We start from the raw sequence: 17,367 nt of genomic DNA, 5'->3' as shown, positions 1-17,367 counted from the left end.
GTTTAAGCCGTGCGCCACCGTAGGGTGCCGAGGAGTTCCGATGTCGCAGTCCCGTCGTGTCGCCGTGCTGGGCGGCGTCCGCATCCCCTTCTGCCGCCAGAACACGGCGTATTCCGATGTCGGCAACATGGGTCTTTCGGTGCGCACGCTGGGCGCGCTGGTCGAGAAGTTCGGCCTGCAGGGCAAGCAGCTCGGCGAGGTGGCGATGGGCGCCGTCATCAAGCATTCCAGCGACTGGAACCTGGGCCGCGAAGCCACGCTGTCCTCCGGCCTGTCGCCGCTGACGCCGGGCATCACCCTGCAGCGCGCCTGCGGCACCTCGCTCGACACGATCAACCTGATCGCGATGAAGATCGCCAGCGGGCAGATCGAGGCCGGCATCGGCGGCGGCTCGGACACCACCTCCGACGTGCCGATCGTCTACGGCAAGGCGCTGCGCGCCATCCTGCTGCGGGCGAACGCGGAGAAGACCTTCGGCGGCAAGCTCAAGCAGTTCCTGCGCCTGCGCCCGGGCATGCTGAAGCCGGATTTCCCCGGCGTGGCCGAGCCGCGCACCGGCAAGTCGATGGGCCAGCACTGCGAGGACATGGCGAAGGAATGGGGCATCACCCGCGAGGCGCAGGACGCGCTGGCCGTGGCGTCGCACAGGAAGCTGGCGGCGGCCTACGAGCGCGGCTTCTTCGATGACCTAGTCGTCGAGTTTCGCGGCGTGAAGCGCGACAACATCCTGCGCCCGGATTCCACCATCGAGAAACTGGCGACGCTCAAGCCCGCCTTCGACAAGACCTCGGGCCGCGGCACGCTGACCGCCGGCAACTCCACCCCGCTCACCGACGGCGCGGCGGCCTGTCTCCTGGCCAGCGAGGACTGGGCGCGCGAGAACGGCCACGCACCACTCGCGTACCTGCGCGATGTGCAGGTGGCGGCGGTCGATTTCGTCGCCGGCGAAGGCCTGCTGATGGCGCCGACCGTGGCCGTGCCGGAAATGCTGGCGCGCAACGGCCTGACCCTGCAGGACTTCGATTTCTACGAGATCCACGAAGCCTTCGCCGCGCAGGTGCTGTGCACGCTCAAGGCCTGGGAGAGCGACGACTACTGCCGCAACCGCCTCGGTCTGCCGGGCGCGCTGGGCAGCATCGACCCGGCCAAGCTCAACCCGAACGGTTCCTCGCTGGCGACTGGCCACCCGTTCGCCGCGACAGGTGCGCGCATCGTCGCCACGGCGGCGAAGGAACTGGCGCAGCGTGGCGGCGGCCGCTGCCTCATCTCCATCTGCACGGCGGGTGGGATGGGCGTGGTGGCGATCCTCGAACGCTGAGGATCGCGCGCGGCTTCAGCGCAGATCGGCCAGCAGGTGCTGTTCGGCGGCGGCGCGGATGATCGGCCAGTCGCGCCGGCCCTTGGCGTTGGTGATGTGTTCGGCGCGGATGCGGGTGAAGAACAGCCGCGCATGCGCGAACGAACGCGCCGGTGACGGCACGAACAGCCCGGCGATCTCGCCGTTGAAACCGGCGCTGCGGCCCACGCGCCCGGCCTCGTCCAGGCGCCCGTACAGCGGCTTGGTGGCGTAGTAACCCAGCAGGCGGCGCCCGTCGCGCAGGTCGTGGAAATCGCTGGCGTGCAGTGGATAGCGGAAGAAGTGGCGGAAGCGCGGCACGTGCAGCGCGATGTCGGCCAGATCCAGGCTCGGCGGCAGGCTCATGGCGATGCCGCTTCGACAGCGGCGACCAGGTCCGCCGGGCGTGCGCTCGCCGCCACCCGCACGCGCTTGAAGCCCTGCTCGCGGGCGAGGCCGGCCAGCCGTTCGCTGGCGGCGATGACGGTAACGCGGCGAAGCGCCTTCGGTGCGCGCGCCGGCCACTCCGCCAGCAGCTGCCCGAAGGCCTCGCCGCTGGACAGCGCGAGGAAAATGGGCGAGGCGGCTTCGTCCAACAGTGTGTGCAACTGAGCGATGCGGGCCGCCGGCAGCGCGACCGGCACCCGCGCATAGACATCCGCGCGCCGCACGCCGATGCCACGCGCGGTGAACTGACGCGCGATCTCGCCGCGCCCGCCCGGCGCCGTCACCAACCCGATGACGTCGCCGCGTTGCAGCGCGGTCATGGCCGGCAGCGCCAGCAGGCCTTCGCTGTCCATCCGCGTCGGCGCCTGCGCGTCGGGCGCGCCGGCGCGGGCCAGCACACGGCGGGTGCCTTCGCCTACGGTCAAGAAGAGTTGTCCGCGCTTCGTCTTCAATGGCCCCAGCGTGGCGGCCGCGCGTACCGCCGCCGGGCTGGTGAACACCACGCGCGGGCAGGCCAGCGCCTCGCGCAGGGCGCGGCGGGCGGCGGCATCGTCATGGGCCTCGATGCGCCACGGCGACAGCGCCAGCACCCGGCCACCGGCACGCGCGGCGGCGCGGCGCAGGCCGTCGTGGCCGCCGACCGGACGCAGTGAAATCAGCAGGAAGCCGGCATCGCGCATCCCTGCATTGGAACCGGCGCGGCGGTGAAAGGGAAGGCGGCGGGTACCATCGCTCCCTCATCCGACCCTGGAACCCCCGATGCAGGACGTGCGCGCGATGCTGGCCGACCACCTCGACACCATCCCGATGGTGCGCGCGATGCAGGTCGGGCTGGGCGACATCGAACCCGCGCGGCTGGTGCTGCATGCGCCGCTGGCGGCCAACCTCAACGACAAGGGTTGCGCGTTCGGCGGCTCGCTGGTTTCGCTGATGACACTGGCGGGCTGGGCCTGGGTGACCACGCGCCTGCACGCCGCCGGCTTTGAAGGTTGCGAGGTGTTCGTCGCCGACAGCCAGGTGCAGTACCTGGCGCCGCTGTGGGACGACCTCATCGCCGAGGCGGTGGCGGCGGAAGGCGAGGATGCCGATGCTTTCCTGGGCACCTTCGCCCAGCGCGGCAAGGCGCGGATCACGGTGGAAGCGCGCGTGCCGCTGCCCGAAGGCGGCCTCGCCACCACGATGCGGGCGCGCTACGTCGCCTTCGCCAAGCGTTAGGATGCGGCAACCCCTGCGGAGCCCCGCCATGCGCACGATGCGATTGCTGCTGATCCCGGTCCTGATCTGGCTGGCCGCCTGCGCGAGCGCCGGCACCGGCAAGCAGCTCGGCGCGCTGGAGCAGGCGCAGTACGCATATTCCGCCGCGGTGCGCTGGGGTGACCTGGATGGCGCCTGGGGCCAGCTCGACCCGGCCTACAAGGCCGCGCATCCGCTGACCGCGATCGAACGCGAGCGCTACGCGCAGGTGCAGGTGACCGGCTACAAGCCGCTGACCAGCGAATCGCCGGGCGAAGGCCTGTCGATGCGGCTGATCGAGATCGGCGTGGTCAACCGCAACACCATGACCGAGCGCACCGTGCGCTACGAGGAACGCTGGCGCTACGACGCGGCCAGCAAGACCTGGGTGGTGACCTCGGGCCTGCCGGATTACTGGGGCGGCCGCTGACCCGTCCACAGGTGGCGATGTGGCGGGCTGTGCGAGAATCGCCGGCCTCTCTTTCCGGGTGACCGTCGTGACGTTTCAGGAACTCATCGCCTTCCTCGGCCGCCACCCGATGCTCTCGCTCGGCCTGGCCGGGCTGACGCTCGCCCTGCTCTACACCGAGGCCAGCCGCCTCTGGCAGGGCTACAAGGTGCTGAAAGCGGGCGAACTCACCGCCCTGGTCAACCGTGACAACGCACTGGTGGTGGACATCCGCGCGCTCAACGACTTCCAGCAGGGCCACATCTCCGGTTCGAAGAACGTGCTGATGAGCCAGTTCGACCCGGAGAACAAGCAGCTCGCCGCCGCCAAGGCGTTGCCGGTGGTGGTGGTCTGCAAGACCGGCATGACCGCGACCGGTGCCGCCAAGCGGCTGGTGAAGGCCGGCTTCGAGAAGGTCTATGTGCTCGATGGCGGCATCGAAGGCTGGCGCGGCGCCGGCCTGCCCACGGTCAAGGGCCGCGGCTGAAGCCCTGTTTCGCCGGGCGGCCTCCTTGTGCCGCCATGCGATAATCCCCAGTTCGACGTTTCAACCCACAAATTCCACGGAGTTCCACCATGTCCGAAGACATCGCCAACGGCGCTGCCGCCCCCATCGACGAAGCCGCGCAGGGCGCCAGCTTCTCGGTCGAGAAGATCTACACCCGCGATGTCTCGTTCGAGTCGCCGAACGCCCCGGCCGTGTTCAACGAGCAGACCCAGCCGGAGCTGTCGATGAACCTCAACCAGCGCGTCACCCAGCTCAACGACAACGCCTTCGAAGTCGTGCTCGGCGTGACCCTGACCTGCAAGGCCGGCGAGAAGACCGCCTACCTGGCCGAAGTCCAGCAGGCCGGCATCTTCGGCCTGGCCGGCTTCGACCCGGCGGGCCTGGACGCGATGCTCGGCGCACAGTGCCCGGCGATCCTGTACCCCTACGCCCGCGCCGCGATCAGCGACCTGGTCGGCAATGGCGGCTTCCCGCCGTTCCAGCTGCAGCCGATCAACTTCGACGCGCTCTACGCCGAAGGCCTGCGCCAGCGTGCCATGCAGCAGGAAGGCGGCGACGCACTCCAGGCCGGCACCGAAACCGTCGGCAACGCCTGACCCCTCGCGCTTGGCGATGACCGCCATCAAAGGACCCGTGGCCGTCCTCGGTGCGGGTTCGTGGGGCACCGCCCTTGCCGCGCTGCTGGCGCGGCAGGGCCATGCGGTGACGCTGTGGGGCCGCGATGGCGACATCGCCGCCGCCATCGACCAGCGCCACGAGAATCCCCGCTACCTGCCCGGCATCGCGCTGCCGGACGCCCTGCGTGCCACCACCGATCTCGCCGCCGCGCTGCAGGGCGCCGCCTGGGTGCTGGTGGTCGTGCCTTCGCACGCCTTCGCCGAGACGCTTGAAGCGCTCGCGCCGCTGCGCCCGGCCGATGCCGGCGTGGCCTGGGCGACCAAGGGTTTCGAACCCGGCTCCGGTCGCTTCCTGCATGAAGTCGCCGCCGGCATCCTCGGCCCCGGCGTGCCGCTGGCGGTGGTGACCGGCCCGTCCTTCGCCAAGGAAGTGGCGATGGGCCTGCCGACCGCGCTGACCGTGCATTCCGATGACGCCGCCTTCGCCCAGACCGTGGCGGAGGCGATGCACGGCCCGGCCTTCCGCGCCTACACCGGCAACGACATGGTCGGCGCCGAACTGGGCGGGGCGATGAAGAACGTGCTGGCGGTCGCCACCGGCGTCGCCGACGGCATGCAGCTGGGCCTCAACGCCCGCGCCGGCCTGATCACCCGCGGCCTCAATGAGATGCTGCGGCTGGCGGCGGCGATCGGCGCCAAGCCGGAAACCCTGATGGGCCTGGCCGGGCTGGGCGACCTGGTGCTGACCTGCACCGGCGACCTGTCGCGCAACCGGCGGCTGGGCCTCGCGCTCGGGCGGGGGCAGTCCATTGACGACGCGGTACGCGAGATCGGCCAGGTGGTCGAATCGATCCAGACCGCCGACGAAGTCATGCGCCAGGCCGAACGCCACGACATCGAACTGCCGATTTCCCGCGCGGTGCAGCAGGTGCTGCATGGCGAACTGACTCCGGTCGAAGGCCTGCAGCAGCTGCTCGCCCGCGACCAGAAGGCGGAATACCCGAAGACCCTGTTCTCCTGACCGGGCGGGCCGCGCATCGGCGCCGGCCACCGCCACATCGCCACAACGAAGAAGGCCCGGCATCGCTGCCGGGCCTTCGCCGTTTGACGCTCTGGAGAACGTCGTGGTGCCGTCGCTTACCAGCTGATGCGCGGGCCGACGCTCCAGGTGGCGTCGCCGTCGCCGAACTTGACGTCACCGAAGACGCCCCAGTTGGCGTTGAACTTCACCTGGCCACCCAGGCGGCCGTAGGCACCCTTCGGGCCCTCGTAGCCGTCGTTGTCGCTGTACTTCTCGTAGCCGGCCATCGCATAGCCTTCGAACTGCGGGGTGAGCGCGCTCCGCACGCCGGCTTCGACGCTGTAGCCGTCGAGATCGGCGCCCGAAATCACGATGCCATTCCCGAAGTCGGAGTCATCGGTCGACAGCTTCTGGTAGGCGGCACGCGCGACGAAGTCGGTGTTGGCACTGATCGGGGTGTTGAAGCCCGCGCCGATCTTCCACTCGTCCACGCCGATGTCGTAATCCTTGTCCTTCAGCTGCTGCGTGCCGGCGAAGATGTGCCAGTTCGGGGCCACGGCTACCGAGCCTTCCAGGGTGAAGCCGTCGGCCTTCACGTCCTGGTCGCCGTTGAGGTGGGCGTAACCACCCTGGGCGTAGTTGTAGTTGATGCCGTCGGCCGCGGAGGCGGCGAAGGGGACAGTGGCCAGCAGGGCCAGGGCGAGCAAGGACTTCTTCATGATGTACCTCGATTGTTGGAGTTATGCCGACGCTGGGGCCGGAGCCGTTCGCGTGTCGGTGGCGCCAGTATCGACAGCCTCGCCGAACGAAGGCTTAATGCTGTACGGACTGGTACATTAATTATCAGATGACGTTCATGTTGCAGTGCAACCGATGCATCGCTCCGGGCGGTAAGGCCCGCCGTCATTGGGTTCCGCGTCCAGCGGGGCATCTGCATCGTTCCGAGAAAATGGCTTGACGGTGTGAGAATGATCATTCATTCTTCGCGTCCTTCTTCCCATCGGGTGCCGCCGGCGTGCGGGCCCGCCCAGCTCGAGTCCCCTCCCATGGCACGAATCTCCTTCCCCCTTCGCACCACGGCGCTGGCCGCGGTGATCGCCGCCAGCCTGACGCTGGCCGCCTGCGGCAAGGGCGATGCGCCCGCCGGTGGCGAGATGCCGCCGACCCCGGTGACCGTGGTCACCCTGAAGCCGGAAACCACCCTGCTGACGCGTGAGCTGTCCGGCCGCGCCGAAGCCTCGCAGGTGGCCGAAGTGCGGCCGCAGGTCAGCGGCATCGTGCGGCAGATGCTGTTCACCGAAGGCGGCAGCGTGAGTGCCGGGCAGGCGCTCTACCAGCTCGATCAGACCGCGTTCCGCGCCGACGCCAACAGCGCGCAGGCCGCGCTGCTGCGTGCGCAGGCCGGGCTGGCCACCGCGCGCCAGACCGCCGCGCGCTCGGGGCAGCTGGTGAAGATCGATGCGATCAGCAAGCAGGACAACGAGAACGCCCAGGCCGCGCTGCGTCAGGCAGAAGCCGATGTGCGTGCCGCGCAGGCGAGCGTGCAGGGCGCCAGCGTGCCGCTGGGCTTCTCGCGGGTGACCGCGCCGATCAGTGGCCGCATCGGGCGTTCCAGCGTGACCCGCGGTGCGCTGGTGACCTCGGCGCAGGCCGCGCCACTGGCGACCATCCAGCGCCTCGACCCGATGTATGTCGAACTCAGCCAGTCCAGCACCGAGCTGCTGAAGCTGCGTCAGGAGATCGATGCCGGCAGCGCGCAGAGCACCACGTCGGTGCCGGTGGAAATCGTGCTGGAAGACGGCACGGTCTATCCGCATGCGGGCCGGCTGAGTTTCGCCGAGGCGATGGTCGACCCGGCCACCGGCGCGGTCGCCCTGCGCGTGGTGGTGCCGAACCCCGACCAGCTGCTGCTGCCGGGCATGTTCGTGCGCGCCAAGGTGGCGAACGCCGAGCGCCGTGACGCGATCCTCGCGCCGCAGCAGGGCATCACCCGCGATCCCAAGGGCAATGCCAGCGCGATGGTGGTGGATGCCGACGGCAAGGTCGCCGCGCGCGAGGTCAAGGTCAGCCGCGCCATCGGTGACAAATGGCTGGTGGAATCGGGCCTGGCCGCCGGCGACAAGCTGATCGTCGAAGGCCTGCAGAAGATCAGGCCGGGTGCGCCGGTGCAGGCCACCGAGCAGGGCAGCGCGCCGCCCGCCGCCGCCCAGCCGGCTGCCGCCGCGCCCGCCGCCAAGTAAGCAGGAGCTTCCCCCATGGCACGTTTCTTCATCGATCGCCCGATCTTTGCCTGGGTGATCGCCATCATCCTGATGCTGGCGGGCATCCTCACGCTGCGCGGCCTGCCGGTCGAGCAGTACCCCGACATCGCCCCGCCGCAGGTCAGCATCAACGCCATGTACCCGGGCGCCTCGGCCAAGGTGGTCGAGGACTCGGTCACCCAGGTGATCGAGCAGAGCCTGCAGGGCCTGGACGGGCTGATGTACATGTCCTCCGACAGCCAGTCCAACGGCATGGCCAGCATCAGCCTGAGCTTCCAGAGCGGCACCGACCCGGACACCGCGCAGGTGCAGGTGCAGAACAAGCTGCAGTCGGTGATGCCGCTGCTGCCGCAGGAAGTGCAGCGCCAGGGCGTGACCGTCAACAAGGCCTCGAACGGCTTCCTGATGGTGATCGGCTTTGTCTCCAAGAACGGCGGCATGAGCGGCCAGGACATCGGTGATTACGTCGCCAGTTCAGTGGTCGAGCGCATCGCGCGCGTGCCCGGCGTCGGCGGCACCCAGGCGTTCGGCACCAAGTACGCGATGCGGATCTGGCTGGACCCGAACAAGCTCGACACCTACGACCTGAGCGTGGCCGAAGTCACCGCCGCGCTGCAGGCACAGAACGCGCAGGTCGCGGTCGGCCAGCTCGGCGGTGCGCCGGCGGTCGAGGGCCAGCAGCTCAACGCGACCATCAGCGCGCAGGACCGCCTGCAGACGCCGGAACAGTTCCGCAACATCGTGGTGCGCGGCGGCAGTAACGGTTCGATGCTGCGCCTGGGCGATGTGGCCCGGGTCGAACTGGGCGCGGAAAGCTACGGTTTCACCAGCCGCTTCAACGGCCAGCCGGCGAGCGGCATGGCGGTGATGCTGGCGACCGGCGCTAACGCGCTCGACACCGCCGCCGCCGTGCGCGCGGAACTGGAAAAGATCAAGCCGTACTTCCCGGAAGGCCTCGAAGCGGTGATCCCGTTCGACACCACGCCGTTCGTGGAAGTGTCGATCAAGGGCGTCATCAGCACGCTGATGGAAGCGGTGGTGCTGGTGTTCCTGGTGATGTACCTGTTCCTGGGCAACTTCCGCGCCACGCTGATCCCGACCATCGCGGTGCCGGTGGTGCTGCTGGGCACCTTCGCGGTGCTCGGCGTGCTCGGCTTCACCATCAACATGCTGACGATGTTCGCGATGGTGCTGGCGATCGGCCTGCTGGTCGATGACGCGATCGTGGTGGTGGAAAACGTCGAACGCCTGATGAGCGAGGAAGGCCTGTCGCCGAAGGAAGCCGCGAAGAAATCGATGGACCAGATCACCGGCGCGCTGATCGGCATCGGCGTGGTGCTGGCGGCGGTGTTCGTGCCGATGGGTTTCATGGGCGGCTCCATCGGCGTCATCTACCGCCAGTTCACCGCGACGATCGTCACCGCGATGGCGTTTTCGGTGCTGGTCGCCATCGTGCTGACTCCAGCGCTGTGCGCGACGCTGCTCAAGCCGATCGCCAAGGGCGGCCACATGGAACACGGCAGCGGTCTCATCGGCCGCTTCCTGGACTGGTTCAACGACAAGTTCAATGCCGGCAGCGCGCGCTACCAGCGCGGTGTGCGCGGCATCCTCGGGCGCCCCGCGCGCTTCATGCTGATCTACCTGGTGCTGGGCGTCGTGGCCGGCCTGCTGTTCCTGCGCACGCCGAGCGGCTTCCTGCCGGAAGAAGACCAGGGCGTGCTGATGACGATCATCCAGGCACCCGTGGGCGCCACCCAGCAACGCACGCTGGAGTCGATCAAGCAGGTCGAGCAGGTGTTCCAGGACACCGCGAAGGACGACATGGAGTCGATCTTCACCGTGCAGGGCTTCAGCTTCGGCGGCAGCGGCCAGAACACCGGCATGGGCTTCGTCAAGCTCAAGGACTGGAGCGAGCGCACGGAGAAGGAGCAGGGCGTGCAGGCGATTGCCGGCCGCGCGATGGGCGGGCTGATGCAGATCAAGGATGCGATGGCGTTCGCGATGTCGCCGCCGGCCATCCAGGGCCTGGGCACCTCGTCCGGCTTCTCGTTCAACCTGATGGACAACGGTGGCCTGGGCCATGCGGCACTGATGGACGCGCGCAACCAGTTCATGGGGCTGGCTTCGCAGAGCAAGCTGATCACCGGCGTGCGCCCGAACGGGCAGGAAGACGAGCCGCAGCTGCGGCTGGAGATCGACCAGGTCAAGGCGCAGTCGCTGGGCCTGTCGATCGCCGAGGTCAACAACACGCTGGCCACCGCCTGGGCCGGGCGCTATGTCGATGACTTCATCGACCGTGGCCGGGTCAAGCGCGTGTACGTGCAGGCCGATGCGCCGTACCGCATGCTGCCGGAGGACTTCAACCGCTGGTCGGTGCGCAACAAGGCCGGCGAGATGGTGCCGTTCTCGGCCTTCGGCAGCTCGAAGTGGGAATACGGCTCGCCGCGCCTGGAGCGCTACAACAGCGTCGCCTCGCTGGATATCCAGGGCCAGGCCGCGCCGGGCGTGAGCTCGGGCGATGCGATGGCCGAAGTCGAACGCATCGTGGGCGAATTGCCCGAGGGTGTCGGCATCGAATGGACCGGCCAGTCCTACCAGGAACGCGCCGCCGGCAACCAGACCGCCATGCTCTACGCGCTGTCGCTGCTGGTGGTGTTCCTGGCACTGGCCGCGCTGTACGAAAGCTGGAGCGTGCCGACCGCTGTGCTGCTGGTGGTGCCGCTGGGCATCCTGGGCGCGGTGCTGTCCACGCTGCTGCGCGGGCTGGAGCGCGACGTCTATTTCCAGGTGGCGATGCTGACCACGGTCGGCCTGAGCAGCAAGAACGCGGTGCTGATCATCGAGTTCGCCAAGCAGTACTACGAATCGGGCACCAACCTGGTCGAAGCCACCATGCATGCCGTGCGTGACCGCCTGCGCCCGATCGTGATGACCTCGCTGGCGTTCGGCTTCGGCGTGCTGCCGATGGCCATCGCCACCGGCGCCGGCTCCGGTGCGCAGATCGCCATCGGCACCGGCGTGCTGGGCGGCATGATCGTCGGTACTTCGCTGGGCATCTTCTTCATCCCCCTGTTCTACATGGTGGTGACGCGGCTGTTCAGCCGCCGCGACCGCAACAAGGAAGCGGCCGCGCTGGACCTGCCGGCCACGGAGAATCCGCATGAATAAGACCTTGGGCCTTGCGCTGGCCATCGCGGTGGCCGGCACCGGCTGCGCCACGCTGGAGCCGCGGCTGCCGGAAGCGCAGCCGCAGATTCCGCAGAGCTGGCCGGTACCCGAAAACGGCATCACTCCGTCCGCGACTGCGGTGGGCGAGGTCGGCTGGCGTGACGTGCTGGTCGATCCGCGCCTGGAGCGCGTGGTGGCGCAGGCGCTGGAGAACAACCGCGACCTGCGGGTGGCGATGTTGAACGTCGAGCGTGCCCGCGCGCAGTACCGCATCCAGCGCGCCGAACGCGTGCCGGCGGTCGGTGCGAACGTGGCGATGGAGCGCACCGGTGGCGACGCGCCGACGACCGACAGCTTTACCGCGTCGGCCGGCCTGGCCAGCTTCGAACTGGACCTGTTCGGCCGCGTGCGCAACCTGAGCGAAGCGGCGCTGCAGCAGTACTTCGCGCAGGAAGAGAACCGCCGTGCCGCGCAGATCAGCTTGATCTCCACGGTCGCCAACGCGTGGATGGCGCTGGCCGCCGACCAGAGCCTGCTGGCGATCGCCGAAGACACCCTCCGCGCGCAGGAGGCATCGCTGCGCCTGACCGAGCGCCGCCATGAGCTGGGCGCGGTCAGCGGGCTGGTGCTGGCGCAGGCGCAGACCCAGGTGGAAACCGCGCGTGCCGACCAGGCGCGTTATCGCGGCCAGGTGGAACAGGACCGCCATGCGCTCGATCTGGTGGCCGGTTCGCCGGTGTCAGCCGGGGATTTGCCGCAGCGCTTCGATGACGGACTGGTGGCGATGACGGCGCTGCCGGGTGGCGTGCCTTCCGACCTGCTGCTGCGCCGCCCGGACATCCAGGCGGGCGAGCATGCGTTGCGTTCGGCCAATGCCAACATCGGCGCGGCGCGCGCGGCGTTCTTCCCCTCGATCAAGCTGACCGGCGCGGCCGGCAGCATGAGCGGCGAGTTCTCCAGCCTGTTCGATGGCGGCACGCGCTTCTGGCGCTTCGCCCCGCAGATCAGCATCCCGATCTTCCAGGGCGGCGCGTTGAAGGCGAACCTCGGCGTGGCCACGGCCAACCGCGACATCGCCCTGGCCAATTACGAGAAGGCGATCCAGACCGGCTTCCGCGAAGTCGCCGACGCGATCAGCCTGAGTCGCACCCTGGCCGACCAGCGGGCGGCGGCGGAACGGCTGCTCACCGCCGCGCAACGCGCCGAGCAACTGTCCAAGGCGCGTTACGACGCCGGCTACGACAGCTACCTCACCCTGCTGGACGCGCAACGCACCCGCTATGCCGCGCAGCAGGGACTGGTGGCGGCGCGGCTGGCCGAGCAGGCCAACCGGATGACGCTCTACAGCGCGATGGGCGGTGGCTGGGACGGCGGCACCGCGACCCCGACGCCATGAGGAAGGCACTGCAACAGGGGTCGAACGCACGGGCGGAACGTGCGCGGGTGCAGCGCGACCGGATCCTCGACGCCGCCCAGCGCTGTTTTTCCGAGCGCGGCTTCCACGGCGCCAGCATGGCGATGATCGCCGACACCGCGCAGATGAGCCCGGGGCTGATCTACCGCTATTTCGCCGGCAAGTCGGAGCTGATCCACGGCATCGTCTCGCGCCAGGTGGAACTGCTGGCCGATGACCTGGAGGCGCTGGAATCCGGCACCCGCGATCCGGTGGACGGCATCGTCGAGAACTACGAGTACTGCGTCACCCGCAACCGCGAGGACGCTTCCACGCCCTGCCATCTCGACGCCACGCTGGTGCTGGAGATCGTCGCGGAATCCAGCCGCGACCCGGTCATCGTCGAAGCGCTCGACCTGCTCGACCAGCGCATCAGCCACGGCCTGGGCCAATGGCTGGCGCAGGCCGCCGGGCAGCGTGGCACGCAGGTCGCGCCGGAGCTGCTGCAGGCGCGCACGTTGATCCTGCGGGCCCTGCTGGATGGCCTGAAGATGCGCCAGGCGCGTGACCCTGAACTCGATCTGGCGATGCTGCGGCGGGGTCTGCAGGACGTGCTGCCGCAACTGCTGGGCGACGCCGCCTGATCAGATGCCGCCGGCAAACCCGTGCTGGCGCCAGGCTTCGAACACCAGCACGGCGACCGCGTTGGACAGGTTGAGGCTGCGCTGGTCCGGGCGCATCGGCAGGCGCAGCCGCTGGGCGTCGGGCAGGGCGTCGATCACCGCCTGCGGCAGGCCGCGCGTCTCGCAGCCGAACAGGAAGGCATCGCCCGGCGCGAAGGCCACTTCGTCATGGCGTTGCGTGCCACGCGTGGACAGCGCGAACACCCGGCCCGGCGCGACCGCGGCCAGCGCGGCGTCGAGGTCGGGATGCACCTGCATCGACGCGTACTCGTGGTAGTCCAGCCCGGCGCGGCGCAGCTGCTTGTCGTCCAGCGAGAACCCGAGCGGCTCGACCAGGTGCAGCCGCGCGCCGGTGTTGGCGCACAGGCGAATGACGTTGCCGGTGTTGGGCGGGATTTCCGGCTGGTGCAGGATCACGTGGAACATGCTTACCAGGCCACCGCGCGGCCCTGCCAGTCCATGAAGCGGCCGGAATCGGCGGGCGTCGCGCCGTCGATCACCGCCAGCAGCCCGCGCGCGGCGTCTTGCACCGGCACCTGCGCGCCGCTGCCGCCCATCTCGGTCTGCACCCAGCCCGGATGCAGCGCCAGCACGGTGATGTCGCGCCCGGCCAGCGCCGCCGCCAGCAGGCGCGTCGCCATGTTCTGCGCGGCCTTGGAGATGCGGTAGCTCGGCGTGGAGAACGCATCGGTGTCGGCCATCGAACCCAGCACCGAGGACAGGTTGGCGAGCTTGGCGCCCTCCGCCAGCCACGGTGCCAGCGACTGGCTGAGCAGGAACGGGCCGGTGGCGTTGATCTTCAGGCTGTCGAGCAGGGTGGCTTCGGCCACCTGGCCGAAGCGTTCGCCCGAATGCAGCACGCCGGCATTCTGGATGACGAGGTCGAGCCGTCCGGCTTCGCCCAGCAGCAGGGGCAATTCACCGAGCAGGGCGGTGTGGGAGGCGGCTTCGGCCACATCCAGCGGGACCAGCTGCAGCCGGCCCGGGTGTTCGCCGGCCAGCGCGCCCAGCGCGTGGGCCTGGCCCGGATGGCGGCAGGCGGCGATCACCCGGTCGCCGCGCGCGAGCAGCTGGCGGGTGAATTCCAGGCCGATGCCGCGGTTGGCGCCGGTGACCAGGGTATTGAGCGGCATGGCGGGTCTCGGGACTTTCGGCACGGGGCCGGGGCTGGACCCCAAGGCTAACATCGGCGTTTTCCCGACCCTGCAGGAAGCCGCATGTCCCGTCGTACCCGCGCCCCGCGCGCCGCCGCGCTCGCTGTTGCCCTTTCCGTCGCCCTCGGCGGCTTCGTCCCGGCCCCGCTGATGGCGGCACCGGCCAAGGCCGCGGCCGGCGTCGACATCCCCTACGAGACTTTCACCCTGCCCAACGGCCTGCGCGTGATCGTGCACACCGACCGCAAGGCACCGATCGTCGCGGTCAACATCTGGTACCACGTCGGCAGCAAGGACGAACCGGCCGGCCGCAGCGGCTTCGCCCACCTGTTCGAACACCTGATGTTCAACGGCAGCGAGAACAACCCGGGCGAGTACTTCACCCCGTTCGAGCAGGCCGGTGCCACCGACATGAACGGCACCACCAACACCGACCGCACCAACTACTTCCAGAACGTGCCCACCACCGCGCTGGACATGGCGCTGTGGATGGAATCCGACCGCATGGGCCACCTGCTCGGCGCGATCGACCAGAAGACGCTCGACGAACAGCGCGGCGTGGTCCAGAACGAGAAGCGCCAGGGCGAGAACCAGCCCTACGGCCAGCTCCGCGAAGTGATGGCCAAGACCATCTACCCGAAGGGCCACCCGTACCACCACACCACGATCGGGTCGATGAACGACCTCAACGCGGCCTCGCTCGACGACGTCAAGAATTGGTTCCGCACCTGGTACGGCCCGAACAACGCCGTGCTGGTGCTGGCCGGCGACATCGACCTGGCCACCGCCAAGGAGAAGGTGGCGAAGTACTTCGGTGACATCCCGGCCACCCCGACCATGGCGCAGCCCAAGGTCGACGTGGCGCAGCTCAAGGCCGATGGCCGCACCGAGCTGCAGGACAAGGTGCCGCAGGTGATGGTGCGCCGCACCTGGAACGTGGCCCAGACCGGCAGCCGCGATTCCGACCTGCTCGACCTCTTCAGCCAGGTGCTGGGCGGCAGCGCCACCTCGCGCCTCGACAAGCGCCTGGTCTACCAGGACAAGCTGGTCGACAGCGTCGGCACAGGCAACTACGGCTCGCAGCTGTCGGGCATGTTCTTCGTCAATGCCATGGTGAAGAAGGGCGTGGACCCGAAGCAGGTCGAGGCGGTGATCGACGAGGAACTGCAGCGCCTGTTGAAGGACGGCCCGACCGCCGAGGAACTGGCCCAGGCCAAGACCAGCTATGACGCGCAGGTGGTACGCGGCGTCGAGCGCATCGGCGGCTTCGGCGGCAAGGCCGACGTGCTGGCCGCCTGCGCCATCTACGAGAACGATCCGGGCTGCTTCCGCGATTCCCTCAAGACCGTGGCCAATGCCACCCCGGCCACCGTGACCGCCGCCGCCAAGCGCTGGCTGGCCGCGCCGAGCCACACCTTCGTGGTGAGCCCGGGCGAGCGCAAGCCGCTGGCCGAAGAGGAAAGCGGCAAGCCGGCGCCGTTCGCCGTCGGCAAGCCGGACGCCAAGTACAAGACCACCGCCAGCACCGTGGACCGCAGCAAGGGCGTGCCCTCGGTCGAGCAGTTCCCGGCGCTGAAGTTCCCGGCGCTGCAGCGCGCCAAGCTGGCCAACGGCAGCACCGTGGTGCTGGCCGAGCGCCACGAAGTGCCGGTGGTGCAGATGAGCTACCAGTTCGATGGCGGCTACGCCTCCGACAGCGGCGCCAAGCTGGGCACCGCCAGCTTCGCCATGGGCATGCTGGATGAAGGCGCCGGCGCGCTCGATTCGCTGGGTTTCAAGGCGCGCGCGGAATCGCTGGGTGCCGAGTTCGGCTCCGGCGCTTCGCTCGACGGCAGCAGCGCCTATGTCTCGGCGCTGAAGTCCAACCTGGATCCGTCGGTCGCGCTGTTCGCCGACATGCTGCGCACGCCGCGCTTCGACCAGAAGGACATCGACCGGGTCAAGGCGCAGTGGATCGCCGGCATCGCCCAGGAAAAGGCCCGCCCGAACTCCGTCGCGCTGCGCGTGCTGCCGCCGCTGCTCTACGGCGAAGGCCACCCCTACGCGATCCCGTTCACCGGCAGCGGCACCGAAGCCGCCATCGCCTCGCTGACCCGCGACGACCTGCTGGCCTACAAGAACGCCTGGCTGCGCCCGGAGAACGCCACGATCATCGTCGTCGGCGACACCACGCTCCAGCAGATCGTGCCGGTCCTCAACCGCCACCTCGGCGACTGGAAGGGCGTCGGCGCCGCGCCGAAGGTCGCGGCCCTGCCGCAGGTCGCCCGTCCGGCCAAGGCCCGCGTGTTCCTGATCGACCAGCCGGGCGCGGTGCAGGCCAACATCATCGCCGGCCAGCTGATGCCGTCGAGCAAGGACCCGGGCGCGGTCGCGCTGGAGATGAGCAACGACGTGCTGGGTGGCAGCTTCACCTCCCGCCTCAACATGAACCTGCGCGAGGACAAGCACTGGTCCTACGGTGCCCGCACGCAGCTGGCCGGCGCGCTCGGCCAGCGTCCGTGGCTGGCGGTGGCGCCGGTGCAGATCGACAAGACCGCCGAGTCGATGAAGGAAATGCAGCGCGAGTTCGCCGACTACGGCAGCGGCAAGGTCCCGGCCACCCAGGACGAGGTGACCAAGGTCATCAACAACGAAGTGCGCAGCCAGCCGGGTGCGTACGAGACCGCGTCCTCGGTGATGGGCACCATCGGCGGCATCGTCCGCTACGGCCGCCCGGACAACTGGGTGCAGGTGCGCAACGGCCAGGTCCAGGCGTTCACCCCGGCGCAGGCCGCGGCCGCCGCCAAGGACATCGACCCGGCCCAGCTGGTCTGGGTGGTGGTCGGCGACCTGTCCAAGATCGAGGCCCCGGTGCGCGCGCTCAACCTGGGCGAAGTGACCGTGCTCGACGCCGACGGCAAGCCGGTGGTGAAGAAGTAAGGTTCAGCTTCGCGGTTCCGCTGCACCCAGATGCCCGCCACAATGGCGGGCATCGTTTATGTGCGAACCCGCTACGTTGGCGGGGCTCGCCTTGCCGGAATCCGCCACCGCGGCGGCTTTCCCCGGTTTTTGTATCGATGTCGCGGCATCCGCCGGCATCGCCACCCCATTCCCCCGTG

16 protein-coding genes are annotated in these 17,367 nt (G+C 69.2%); 11 read left to right on the top strand and 5 right to left on the bottom strand.

All coding sequences use genetic code 11. The features are described from left to right. The first annotated feature begins 40 nt into the window (after positions 1 to 40). Positions 41 to 1,318 carry an acetyl-CoA C-acetyltransferase gene (locus DCD74_RS09735; RefSeq protein WP_112927134.1) on the top strand — a complete coding sequence of 426 codons (1,278 nt, stop codon included), beginning with the start codon at positions 41 to 43 and terminating at the stop codon, positions 1,316 to 1,318. A 15-nt stretch (positions 1,319 to 1,333) separates the two neighbouring features. On the opposite strand, the gene DCD74_RS09730 is transcribed toward DCD74_RS09735, so the two are convergent. Beyond that, positions 1,334 to 1,702: a hypothetical protein gene (locus DCD74_RS09730; protein ID WP_112927133.1), complete on the bottom strand. Its 369-nt coding sequence runs from the start codon at positions 1,700 to 1,702 to the stop codon at positions 1,334 to 1,336. Next, positions 1,699 to 2,463, bottom strand: coding sequence for a uroporphyrinogen-III synthase (locus DCD74_RS09725; RefSeq protein ID WP_112927132.1), 765 nt, complete (start codon positions 2,461 to 2,463; stop codon positions 1,699 to 1,701). The genes DCD74_RS09730 and DCD74_RS09725 overlap by 4 nt, the downstream gene beginning before the upstream one ends. A 79-nt stretch (positions 2,464 to 2,542) precedes the next feature. On the opposite strand from DCD74_RS09725, the gene DCD74_RS09720 reads away from it, so the two are divergent. From DCD74_RS09720 to DCD74_RS09700, 5 genes are all read left to right on the top strand, one after another. Continuing rightward, on the top strand, positions 2,543 to 2,998 hold the full coding sequence (locus DCD74_RS09720) for a YiiD C-terminal domain-containing protein (RefSeq protein WP_112927131.1): 456 nt from the start codon (positions 2,543 to 2,545) through the stop codon (positions 2,996 to 2,998). 28 nt (positions 2,999 to 3,026) lie between these two features. Next, positions 3,027 to 3,446, top strand: coding sequence for a hypothetical protein (locus DCD74_RS09715; RefSeq protein ID WP_112927130.1), 420 nt, complete (start codon positions 3,027 to 3,029; stop codon positions 3,444 to 3,446). Positions 3,447 to 3,513: 67 nt separating this feature from the next. After that, positions 3,514 to 3,951: a rhodanese-like domain-containing protein gene (locus tag DCD74_RS09710; RefSeq protein WP_112927788.1), complete on the top strand. Its 438-nt coding sequence runs from the start codon at positions 3,514 to 3,516 to the stop codon at positions 3,949 to 3,951. A gap of 89 nt (positions 3,952 to 4,040) precedes the next feature. Next, on the top strand, positions 4,041 to 4,568 hold the full coding sequence (gene secB / locus DCD74_RS09705; RefSeq protein WP_112927129.1) for a protein-export chaperone SecB: 528 nt from the start codon (positions 4,041 to 4,043) through the stop codon (positions 4,566 to 4,568). A gap of 16 nt (positions 4,569 to 4,584) precedes the next feature. Beyond that, positions 4,585 to 5,610, top strand: coding sequence for an NAD(P)H-dependent glycerol-3-phosphate dehydrogenase (locus tag DCD74_RS09700; RefSeq protein ID WP_112927128.1), 1,026 nt, complete (start codon positions 4,585 to 4,587; stop codon positions 5,608 to 5,610). Between the two features lie 116 nt (positions 5,611 to 5,726). On the opposite strand, the gene DCD74_RS09695 is transcribed toward DCD74_RS09700, so the two are convergent. Next, positions 5,727 to 6,329 carry a diffusible signal factor-reguated Ax21 faimly protein gene (locus DCD74_RS09695; RefSeq protein ID WP_112927127.1) on the bottom strand — a complete coding sequence of 201 codons (603 nt, stop codon included), beginning with the start codon at positions 6,327 to 6,329 and terminating at the stop codon, positions 5,727 to 5,729. 327 nt (positions 6,330 to 6,656) lie between these two features. Here DCD74_RS09695 and DCD74_RS09690 point away from each other — a divergent pair, with 327 nt between their 5' ends. The 4 genes from DCD74_RS09690 to DCD74_RS09675 are packed head-to-tail and all read left to right on the top strand — an operon-like array spanning position 6,657 to position 13,076. Continuing rightward, entirely contained in the window at positions 6,657 to 7,850 is a 1,194-nt protein-coding gene (locus DCD74_RS09690; RefSeq protein WP_112927126.1) for an efflux RND transporter periplasmic adaptor subunit, read from the top strand. 15 nt (positions 7,851 to 7,865) lie between these two features. Beyond that, on the top strand, positions 7,866 to 11,039 hold the full coding sequence (locus tag DCD74_RS09685; RefSeq protein ID WP_112927125.1) for an efflux RND transporter permease subunit: 3,174 nt from the start codon (positions 7,866 to 7,868) through the stop codon (positions 11,037 to 11,039). After that, positions 11,032 to 12,435, top strand: a complete 1,404-nt coding sequence (locus DCD74_RS09680) for an efflux transporter outer membrane subunit (protein WP_112927124.1) — start codon at positions 11,032 to 11,034, stop codon at positions 12,433 to 12,435. Before DCD74_RS09685 ends, DCD74_RS09680 begins: the two co-directional genes overlap by 8 nt. Beyond that, positions 12,432 to 13,076, top strand: coding sequence for a TetR/AcrR family transcriptional regulator (locus DCD74_RS09675; RefSeq protein ID WP_112927123.1), 645 nt, complete (start codon positions 12,432 to 12,434; stop codon positions 13,074 to 13,076). Before DCD74_RS09680 ends, DCD74_RS09675 begins: the two co-directional genes overlap by 4 nt. On the opposite strand, the gene trmL is transcribed toward DCD74_RS09675, so the two are convergent. Further along, on the bottom strand, positions 13,077 to 13,541 hold the full coding sequence (trmL, locus tag DCD74_RS09670) for a tRNA (uridine(34)/cytosine(34)/5-carboxymethylaminomethyluridine(34)-2'-O)-methyltransferase TrmL (RefSeq protein ID WP_112927122.1): 465 nt from the start codon (positions 13,539 to 13,541) through the stop codon (positions 13,077 to 13,079). It lies immediately after the preceding gene. A gap of 2 nt (positions 13,542 to 13,543) precedes the next feature. Then, on the bottom strand, positions 13,544 to 14,248 hold the full coding sequence (locus tag DCD74_RS09665; RefSeq protein WP_112927121.1) for an SDR family oxidoreductase: 705 nt from the start codon (positions 14,246 to 14,248) through the stop codon (positions 13,544 to 13,546). A gap of 84 nt (positions 14,249 to 14,332) precedes the next feature. Here DCD74_RS09665 and DCD74_RS09660 point away from each other — a divergent pair, with 84 nt between their 5' ends. Next, complete coding sequence (locus DCD74_RS09660; RefSeq protein WP_112927120.1) at positions 14,333 to 17,188, top strand: M16 family metallopeptidase; 2,856 nt, start codon at positions 14,333 to 14,335, stop codon at positions 17,186 to 17,188. The last annotated feature ends 179 nt before the right edge of the window (positions 17,189 to 17,367 follow it).

The sequence above is a fragment of the Lysobacter oculi genome (assembly GCF_003293695.1).
Lineage (GTDB): Bacteria > Pseudomonadota > Gammaproteobacteria > Xanthomonadales > Xanthomonadaceae > Solilutibacter > Solilutibacter oculi.
Note: the sequence above shows the minus strand (reverse complement) of the source record. Positions and strands in the feature narration are given on the sequence as shown.

Bases quoted from the DNA above. Each gene is read 5' to 3' on its own strand.
- DCD74_RS09680 (WP_112927124.1), top strand. From the start codon at position 11,032: ATGAATAAGACCTTGGGCCTTGCGCTGGCCATCGCGGTGGCCGGCACC.
- trmL (WP_112927122.1), bottom strand. From the start codon at position 13,541: ATGTTCCACGTGATCCTGCACCAGCCGGAAATCCCGCCCAACACCGGC.
- secB (WP_112927129.1), top strand. From the start codon at position 4,041: ATGTCCGAAGACATCGCCAACGGCGCTGCCGCCCCCATCGACGAAGCC.
- DCD74_RS09690 (WP_112927126.1), top strand. From the start codon at position 6,657: ATGGCACGAATCTCCTTCCCCCTTCGCACCACGGCGCTGGCCGCGGTG.
- DCD74_RS09660 (WP_112927120.1), top strand. From the start codon at position 14,333: ATGTCCCGTCGTACCCGCGCCCCGCGCGCCGCCGCGCTCGCTGTTGCC.
- DCD74_RS09730 (WP_112927133.1), bottom strand. From the start codon at position 1,702: ATGAGCCTGCCGCCGAGCCTGGATCTGGCCGACATCGCGCTGCACGTG.
- DCD74_RS09735 (WP_112927134.1), top strand. From the start codon at position 41: ATGTCGCAGTCCCGTCGTGTCGCCGTGCTGGGCGGCGTCCGCATCCCC.
- DCD74_RS09685 (WP_112927125.1), top strand. From the start codon at position 7,866: ATGGCACGTTTCTTCATCGATCGCCCGATCTTTGCCTGGGTGATCGCC.
- DCD74_RS09665 (WP_112927121.1), bottom strand. From the start codon at position 14,248: ATGCCGCTCAATACCCTGGTCACCGGCGCCAACCGCGGCATCGGCCTG.
- DCD74_RS09675 (WP_112927123.1), top strand. From the start codon at position 12,432: ATGAGGAAGGCACTGCAACAGGGGTCGAACGCACGGGCGGAACGTGCG.
- DCD74_RS09725 (WP_112927132.1), bottom strand. From the start codon at position 2,463: ATGCGCGATGCCGGCTTCCTGCTGATTTCACTGCGTCCGGTCGGCGGC.
- DCD74_RS09700 (WP_112927128.1), top strand. From the start codon at position 4,585: ATGACCGCCATCAAAGGACCCGTGGCCGTCCTCGGTGCGGGTTCGTGG.
- DCD74_RS09695 (WP_112927127.1), bottom strand. From the start codon at position 6,329: ATGAAGAAGTCCTTGCTCGCCCTGGCCCTGCTGGCCACTGTCCCCTTC.
- DCD74_RS09715 (WP_112927130.1), top strand. From the start codon at position 3,027: ATGCGCACGATGCGATTGCTGCTGATCCCGGTCCTGATCTGGCTGGCC.
- DCD74_RS09720 (WP_112927131.1), top strand. From the start codon at position 2,543: ATGCAGGACGTGCGCGCGATGCTGGCCGACCACCTCGACACCATCCCG.